The sequence below is a fragment of the Acidovorax sp. SRB_14 genome (assembly GCF_012932145.1).
Lineage (GTDB): Bacteria > Pseudomonadota > Gammaproteobacteria > Burkholderiales > Burkholderiaceae_C > Simplicispira.
Genome location: NZ_MWOK01000002.1, coordinates 246,978 through 254,508, shown reverse-complemented (window position 1 = coordinate 254,508; position 7,531 = coordinate 246,978). Strand labels below are relative to the sequence as shown.

Below are 7,531 nucleotides of genomic sequence, written 5' to 3'. Positions count from 1 at the left end.
TGCGGGGGCGGGAGCCGGTGCTTTGGCCGCAGGCGCCACCGGCGCGGCCGGCGCCTTGCCGATGCGGGCCGGCGCCACGGAGCGGCCGCCGCTGCCCATGCGCTTGGCATGGACCAGCGAAGGGGCCGCCAGTGCGGCGATGGTCAGGGTGATCACGGTGGCGGAGGTGCGAAACGAGGGGTTCAAGGCAGATTCTTTGTCAAAGGTGGGGAATGACCACGCAGCCATAGGCTGTGCGGTGGCCAGACCGGGACCGGTCTGGCGCTGCGGCCTACATGGGGGCCCGTGGCGCGCTTGCAAGCGGGGGTGTACGACCAACCGCGCCGGGTGCAGGCTCGGTTGCACGCCATTGTATTGGGGGTTTTTGTACGCAAACTCAATACCAGCAAGCGCTTGCAGCTATGGAATTGAAAGCATCCATGTGCCGGTGCGCCAGCCTTTACGTCCGTGGCGGTGCATGGTGCCGCCGCATCAGAATATGGGTAAAAAGTGCTCAAAACGCTTGCCCATATTGCCCAAGCAGCTCTCTTTTTTGATACTTCGTCGCATCCCTTCAACCGGGTTCGCCGGGCGGCAGCCATGCGCGCGCGGCCGCCACCACGCACTGGGTCAGGCGCTCCAGGCCGGCCTGTACGCTGCGCGCGTGCACCCAGTACAAGGGCATGTCCATGCCGGTGCCGGGCAGCAGCTCGACCAGTGTGCCGGCATCCAGTTGGCGCTGGATCAGCGCCGTGGGGTGCATGCCCCAGCCCATGCCGGCTTCGCAGCCGCGCACAAAGCCATCATTCGAGGGCAGAAAGTGCTTGGGCGGGTGGCGGCGCGCGGCCAGGCCTTGCTGCTGCAGCCACTGCTCCTGCAGGCGGTCCTTGCGGTCGAAGGTCATCATGGGGGCGTGGGCCATGGCTTCGGGGGTGACGCCCGCACCGAGGTGCTGCGCCACAAAGGCCGGGCTGGCCGCTGCCACATAGCGCACCGAGCCCAGCGGCCAGGTGTTGCAGCCGGCAATGCTGGCGCCGCTGGCCGTCACGGCGGCCAGCACGTCGCCCTCCTTGATGCGCTGGGCGGTGTGCTCCTGGTCGTCGATGCGGATGTCGAGCAGCTCGTTGCCTCCGGCCGTGAAGGCCGCCATGGCGTCCATGAACCAGGTCGAGAGCGAGTCGGCATTGACCGCCAGTTTGAGCGTGGGCGCGGTGGCATGGCCGCCCTGCAGCAGGGCGGGATTGGCGCGGCGCAGCTCGTTCTCGAGCAGCGCCACCTGTTCGACATGCAGGCACAGGCGCTGCCCGGCCTCGGTGCCGGTGCAGGGTGTGCCGCGCAGCACCAGCACCTGGCCCGCACGCTCTTCGAGCTGCTTGATGCGTTGCGACACCGCCGAGGGCGTGAGGTGCAGCTTGCGCGCCGCGCGCTCGAAACTGCCCTCGCGCAGCACGGCGGCCAAGGCTTCGAGTCCGGCATAGTCAAACATAAGAGTTTCTAAGTTTGGTTCAGATAAATTAATTTTACTTAATTTGATGCGCGCACAAAATCGCTGGCATGTGGACTGCCAATGCTTCTTCTTCGTGGCTCGCGGGCTTTACCGTCTGCCTCTCGCTCATCGTCTCGATCGGGGCGCAAAACCTCTATGTGCTGCGCCAGGCGGTGAGCGGTCGGCATGTGCGCGCCTGCGTGGCCTGGTGCGTGGCCAGCGACGCGCTGCTCATCGCCATCGGCGTGGCCGGCATGGCGCAGCTGCTGGGCGGCTCGCCGGCGCTGGCGCATTGGCTGAGCCTGGGCGGCGCGCTGTTCCTGCTGTCCTACGGCCTGTTTGCGTGGTGGCGCGTATGGGCCGCGCCCGACGCTCAGGTTGACGCCAGCGCGGGCGGCATGGCCGAGCCCAGCCTGCTCGGGGTGCTGGGCACGCTGGCGGTGCTCACGCTGGCCAACCCGCATGTCTACCTCGACACCGTGGTGCTGGTCGGCTCGATCGGCGCGCGCCAGGACGGCGCCCTCAAATGGGTGTTCGTGGTCGGTGCGGCGTCGGCCAGCCTGGTGTGGTTCGCGGCGCTGGCCCTGGCCGGGCGGCGGCTGCAGGGCGTGTTTGCCAACCCCCTGGCCTGGCGCGCGCTCGATGCGCTCACCGGCGCCATGATGCTGGCGCTGGCCGGGTGGATGTGGCCCGGGGTGGCGCTGCCGGGCTGAGCGGCGCCGCGCGCGCGAGGTCAGCCGGCCAGCTGCGCCTGCAGTTCGAGCAGCTGCTGGCGCAGGGCCTCGTTTTCCGCCGTCAGTTCGGCCACGCGCTGCTGCAGGGCCTGCAGTGCATCGGGCGCGGCGGCATGTTCCTGGGGCGCTTGCGTGTCCTCGGCCGGCTTGGGTTTGCGCTTGGCTTCGCGCACGCGCTTGGCGGCCTGCTTGAGCTCGTCCTTGCCGGCGTGGGCGGCGGCCACCTGCTCTTCGGCCGGCAGGCTGGCCACGGCGGCAGCGGCGTTGATCGAAATGGTGCCCGACCGGACGGCGGCCACCACCTCGGGCGCGGCCTGCTTCTGGATTTTTTCGATCAACACCACCTGGCTGCTGCTCAGGCGCGCGGCCCTGGCGATGGCTTCGCGGCTGCTCAGCGGTGCAGGGGCCGCGGCGCTGTCGCCGCTGGGCGCGGCTTCGGGGGATGCCTCGGGGCTGCTGGCGGCCAGGGTGCGGGCGCGGCGCTCGGCCACGATGTCCTTCTGGCGCAGAGCCAGCACGCCGCGCTGGAAATCCGAGACGCTGCGGCGGCCCAGGTGCTGCCCGATCATCCACAGGTGCACGTCTTCCATCGACTGGAAGCGCGTGTTCTGCACCGTCTGGAACGGCAGGCCGTGCTTGTGGCAGATGCCGTAGCGGTTGTGGCCGTCCACCAGCACCTCGCCCCACAGCACCAGCGCGTCGCGGCAGCCCTCGTCCAGGATGCTGCGTTCCAGCGCTTCGTATTCCTCGGCGGTGAGGGGGTCGATATAGGCTTTGAGTTCTTCGATGACGACGATGTTCATGGGGGCGGAACGCGGGGCAGGGCGGGCGAAGTGGGGAAGGGGCGGGATTGTAGGCGCCTGCCCACTTGTTGCGGACACCACTGTGTTTGATCTTTTGAACCGATCCGTCGTGAGCGATGAACCGCTGAAGATGGTCAGACTGCTGTCGACCCTGAGCTGCCTTCCTGATCAACGCTCTAAAGCTGTCATTCAGGACGATGTCAGGCAAAAGCTATAGTGTTTCCAGCGAACCTGCTCTCGATTCTGAACTGACAATGGCAAACATCAGGGCTGCGGGTTTGATAGCTGAATTTGGTAATGTGGATTTATACAGCATTTGCGGCGCCGTGCTAGGCTACAAGTCCGGTTTGAGAATTTTGTCCCAATAATTTAGACAACAGATGCTAGATATGGCCTGCGAATTTGTATTTCTACATTACGTTAATCTTCTTAGGACATATTTATGGCGTTCGATCATTTTCCTCCTACCCTTGGAAAGGGTGAATACCACTGCCCGTACTGCAATGTTTACGCCAAGCAGTTCTACGCGCATCTATCGACCCTGACAAATTTCAACTGGCGTAGTGAGGTGGACTCGCACACCAAGTTCGATCAGCACATGCCAAAAGATTGGATTGTTACCAAATGCCACCATTGCAGTTTGGTCGCCTTTTGGCATGGCGAGAACATGATCTATCCAAAGAAAAGCATCGCCGCTCCACCAAACCAAGACCTCTCAGACTCCATCCAAGCGGACTACCAGGAGGCCGCAAGTGTTCTTGCAGATTCCCCAAGGGCAGCTGCTGCACTTTTAAGGCTTGCTCTACAAAAACTGTGTGTGCAACTCGGGGAAGAAGGCAAGAACATCAACGACGATATCAAGAGCCTCGTCAAGAAGGGACTAAATCCGCTTGTGCAGAAATCTCTCGACGCTCTCAGGATTACCGGCAATAACGCTGTCCATCCCGGAGAGATCGATCTTTCAGAAGAGCCTCACAAGGTCCTCAAGCTTTTTGAACTCATCAACTTCATTGCAAACAAAATGATTACCGAGCCAAAAGAGATCGAGTCCTTCTATGAGGGATTGCCATCTGGTGCAATTCAAGCTGTAGAGAAACGGGACAAGGCTGAATCAGCAAGCTAACAATTCATTCGAGCCGATGCCGCTTCGCGGCGCGGTTTAACTCAGGCGTTGAGTGATCGCTTCTTCCCGCCGCCACCGACTGCTCCTGGCCGGGAGCTGCCGATAGCTTTCGGTGATCAGCCGATCCCAACAGGCCGGCTGTTTGATTCAACACTGTCGGTGTATGCACATGTGCCGCACCATCGGTCCGGCCATGAAAAAAGCGCTGCCAGGCAGCGCTTTTTAGTTGTGGGGCAGCGTGGGCTCAGAACGCCGGCACGACAGCGCCCTTGTACTTGTCCTGGATGAACTTCTTCGTCTCGGGCGTGTGCAGGGCCTTCATCAGTTTCTGGATCACCGGGTCGTTGGCGCGGTCGGCGCGGGCTGCGACGATGTTGGTGTAGGGCGAGTCGGCGCCTTCGATGAACAGCGCGTCCTTGGTGGGGTTGAGCTTGGCTTCGATGGCGTAATTGGTGTTGATCAAGGCCAGGTCCACGTCGCCGAGCGCGCGCGGCAGCAGGGCGGCCTCAAGTTCGCGGAACTTGAGCTTCTTCGGGTTCTTGGCAATGTCGAGCGGCGTGGCCGTGATGTTCTTCGGGTCCTTGAGCTCGATCAGGCCCTGCTTTTGCAGCAGCAGCAGCGCGCGGCCGGCGTTCGACGGGTCGTTGGGGATGGCGACCAGAGCGCCGTCCTTGAGGTCTTTCACGTTCTTGATCTTCTTGGAGTAGGCGCCGAAGGGCTCGACATGCACCTTGCCATTGGGCACGGCCACCAGGCTGCTCTTGCGGTCCTTGTTGTAGCTGTCGAGGTAGGGCTGGTGCTGGAAGAAGTTGGCGTCGAGCTGCTTGTCTTCCACGGCCGCATTGGGCTGTATGTAGTCGCTGAACTCGCGCACCTGCAGGTCCACGCCCTGGGCCTTGAGCTGGGGCTTGACGAAGTTCAGGATCTCGGCGTGCGGCACGGCGGTAGCGGCCACCTTCAGGGCGTCTTGGGCTTGCGCGCTCAGGGCGGCGGCGGCAATGGCGAGGGCGGTCAGGGTTTTCTTGAACATTCCAGGGGTCTTTCTGTACGGTGAAGCGCGAGTTTAGGCCGGCGGGGCGGGGCGGCTAAATGGTTTTCCGCTATGTCGATATGCGCCATGTGGAAAAGCCGATGGTTTTTCGCGCCAAGTGAATCCGAAAAAACCCTGGGATGGGTGCTTTTCGGGCGCACCTGGCCGGTGGCGGGCCTGTGCCATGATTCCCGTCCCCCATCCTGCACACCACCACGCCATGCAATACCGCCGCCTCGGTCGAAGCAATCTGAAAGTCTCTGCCCTGTGCCTGGGCACCATGATGTTCGGCGACCAGACCGATGCGCCCGAGGCCGCCGCCATCGTGGCGAGCGCCAAGGACATGGGCGTGAACTACATCGACACGGCCGACGTGTACACCAAGGGCGCGTCGGAGCGCATGCTCGGCAGCCTGCTGCAGGGCCAGCGCCACGACTGGGTCCTGGCCACCAAGCTCGGCAATGCCATGTCCGAGCGCGTGAACGAGGGCCACTATTCGCGCGCCTGGATGCTGCGCGAGGCCGAGGCCAGCCTGCAGCGCCTGCAGACTGAGCACATCGACATCCTCTATTTGCACCGCGACTACCTGGGCATGGACCTCGAAGAGCCGCTGCGCGCGCTGGACGGCCTGCTGCGCGCGGGCAAGATCCGCTACTGGGGCGTGTCGAACTTCCGCGCCTGGCGCATCGCCGAAATGGTGCACCTCGCGCGCCAGATCGGCATGCCCGGCCCGGTGGTGTGCCAGCCCTACTACAACCTGCTCAACCGCATGCCCGAGGTTGAAATTTTGCCCGCCTGCGCGCACCACGGCCTGGGCGTGACGCCCTACAGCCCGGTGGCGCGCGGCGTGCTCACGGGCAAGTACCTGCCGGGCCATCCGCCGGCCGAGGGCACGCGCGCCGGCCGGGGCGACCGGCGCATCACCCAGACCGAGTTCCGCGAAGAGTCGCTGCAGATCGCGCAGCAGCTCAAGGCCCATGCCGAGGCGCGCGGCGTGGGCCTGGCACAGTTCGCCACGGCCTGGGTGCTGGCGCACCGCAGCGTCAGCTCCGTCATCGCCGGTCCGCGCACGCTGCAGCAGTGGCTGGACTATGCGCCCGCGCTCGACTATGTGGTGACGGCCGAGGACGAGGCCCTGGTCGACGCGCTGGTGCACCCGGGCCACCCGTCCACGCCCGGCTACACCGATCCGGCCTACCCGACAGAGGCGCGCATTTAACGCGGGTCGGCCGCGTCGGCCGCAAACACCGGGCGCGTACCGAAGTAGCCCTGGAACAGGTTGCGCGCAATGCCGTGCGCGGTGGCCTGCAGCTCGCGCGCCACGTCGGGCTCGAACAGGCGCTCGGTGTGCTCGCCCCACAGGCGCACCCAGGCGGCAAAGTGCGCGGGCGTCACGCCCTCCAACGCCATGTGCTTGGCGAACACGTTGCCGCTGAAGCGCTTGCTGCCCAGCGCCACCGTGCTCCAGAAGTCGACCATGCGCGCCAGGTGCGGCTCCCAGCGATCGCGCAGCGCTTCTTCAAACACGGGACCGAGCAGCGCGTCGGCGCGCACGTCGGCATAGAAGCCGTGCACCAGCGCGGTCAGGCTCTCGGCGCTGGGGGCGCGCCGGGCGGTGTCGCTCAGCTGCATCCGCACCCCGAAGAGCCACAGCCGCCTGCCGCCGTGGCCTGCGCGGCCTCGAACTGCGGAAACAGCACGTTGTTTTCCAGGTGGATGTGGTCGATCAGGTCGTTGCCCAGCTGGGCAATGCCGGCGTAGAGCGCGCGCCAGGTGTTGCAGGCCCCGGCCGGGGGCGTGGCGTCGTCGGTGAGCGCGTTGAGCTGGTCGAGCGCGGCGCCGTGGTCCACATGCTCGGCGCGCATCATGCCGATGGGCTGGCCGACGAACGGGTTGCCGCCCAACTTGAGCATGGGAAACAGGATGGCTTCTTCCTTGTGCATGTGCGAGAGCAATTCTTCCTGGATGGTTTCGAGCAGGGCGCCCAGGCCGGTCGGCACCTGGGGGTTGCCGCGGTGCACGGCCTCCACGCGGTGCGCCATGCGGATCAGCTCGGGCAGCTGGGCGCGGTGCACCTCATGGTAGCGCGCGATGATGTGGTCGATCAGCGCGCCGGGCTCGGTCACGGCGGGCAGCTCGCTCGGGCGCTGCAGCGCGGCGAGTTCGGCCAGCACGGCCAGCACGGCGCCGGCGTCCAGTCCTTTGCCGGCCGCGGCCTGCGCCAGGCTGACCTGGCCGCCGCAGCAAAAATCGAGCTTGAGGCGGCGGAACACGGCGGTGGCGCCGGGAAGCTGCACGGCAATCTGCCCGATTGCCTGGTCGGCGCTGAGGGCAGGGACGGGGGAGGAGAGCACGCGGGCGTTCATGGCAGAATCC

Annotated in this window: 8 protein-coding genes and 1 pseudogene; 3 read left to right on the top strand and 6 right to left on the bottom strand. The window is 65.1% G+C overall.

The annotated features are described in order from the left end of the window. Both B2J86_RS03095 and B2J86_RS03090 read right to left on the bottom strand, forming a co-directional pair. Positions 1-186: pseudogene (locus B2J86_RS03095) on the bottom strand (ABC transporter substrate-binding protein); the annotation flags it as partial. A 367-nt stretch (positions 187-553) separates the two neighbouring features. Then, positions 554-1,465, bottom strand: a complete 912-nt coding sequence (locus B2J86_RS03090) for an HTH-type transcriptional regulator ArgP (RefSeq protein ID WP_169167275.1) — start codon at positions 1,463-1,465, stop codon at positions 554-556. Positions 1,466-1,533: 68 nt separating this feature from the next. Between B2J86_RS03090 and B2J86_RS03085 the strand changes: the two genes are divergently transcribed. After that, positions 1,534-2,178 (top strand): LysE/ArgO family amino acid transporter, encoded by a 645-nt coding sequence (locus B2J86_RS03085; RefSeq protein ID WP_173024698.1) that lies wholly within the window; start codon positions 1,534-1,536, stop codon positions 2,176-2,178. A gap of 20 nt (positions 2,179-2,198) precedes the next feature. Here B2J86_RS03085 and B2J86_RS03080 read toward each other — a convergent pair whose 3' ends face one another. After that, a complete protein-coding gene (locus B2J86_RS03080) occupies positions 2,199-3,002 on the bottom strand; it encodes a plasmid replication/partition related protein (protein WP_173024697.1) in 804 nt (267 codons plus the stop codon). 442 nt (positions 3,003-3,444) lie between these two features. Here B2J86_RS03080 and B2J86_RS03075 point away from each other — a divergent pair, with 442 nt between their 5' ends. Continuing rightward, positions 3,445-4,125: a DUF4145 domain-containing protein gene (locus B2J86_RS03075; RefSeq protein WP_173024696.1), complete on the top strand. Its 681-nt coding sequence runs from the start codon at positions 3,445-3,447 to the stop codon at positions 4,123-4,125. A gap of 244 nt (positions 4,126-4,369) precedes the next feature. Here the strand turns inward: B2J86_RS03075 and B2J86_RS03070 are convergent, their stop codons facing one another. After that, positions 4,370-5,155, bottom strand: a complete 786-nt coding sequence (locus B2J86_RS03070) for a MetQ/NlpA family ABC transporter substrate-binding protein (protein ID WP_173024695.1) — start codon at positions 5,153-5,155, stop codon at positions 4,370-4,372. Positions 5,156-5,375: 220 nt separating this feature from the next. Here B2J86_RS03070 and B2J86_RS03065 point away from each other — a divergent pair, with 220 nt between their 5' ends. Further along, on the top strand, positions 5,376-6,374 hold the full coding sequence (locus B2J86_RS03065; protein WP_169167269.1) for an aldo/keto reductase: 999 nt from the start codon (positions 5,376-5,378) through the stop codon (positions 6,372-6,374). Here the strand turns inward: B2J86_RS03065 and B2J86_RS03060 are convergent. Together B2J86_RS03060 and ytfE are read right to left on the bottom strand one after the other, a co-directional pair. Next, positions 6,371-6,787, bottom strand: a complete 417-nt coding sequence (locus B2J86_RS03060) for a group III truncated hemoglobin (RefSeq protein ID WP_173024694.1) — start codon at positions 6,785-6,787, stop codon at positions 6,371-6,373. The two genes, B2J86_RS03065 and B2J86_RS03060, sit on opposite strands and share 4 nt — an antisense overlap. Continuing rightward, positions 6,778-7,521, bottom strand: coding sequence for an iron-sulfur cluster repair protein YtfE (gene ytfE, locus B2J86_RS03055; RefSeq protein ID WP_173024693.1), 744 nt, complete (start codon positions 7,519-7,521; stop codon positions 6,778-6,780). Before ytfE ends, B2J86_RS03060 begins: the two co-directional genes overlap by 10 nt. Positions 7,522-7,531: the final 10 nt, after the last annotated feature.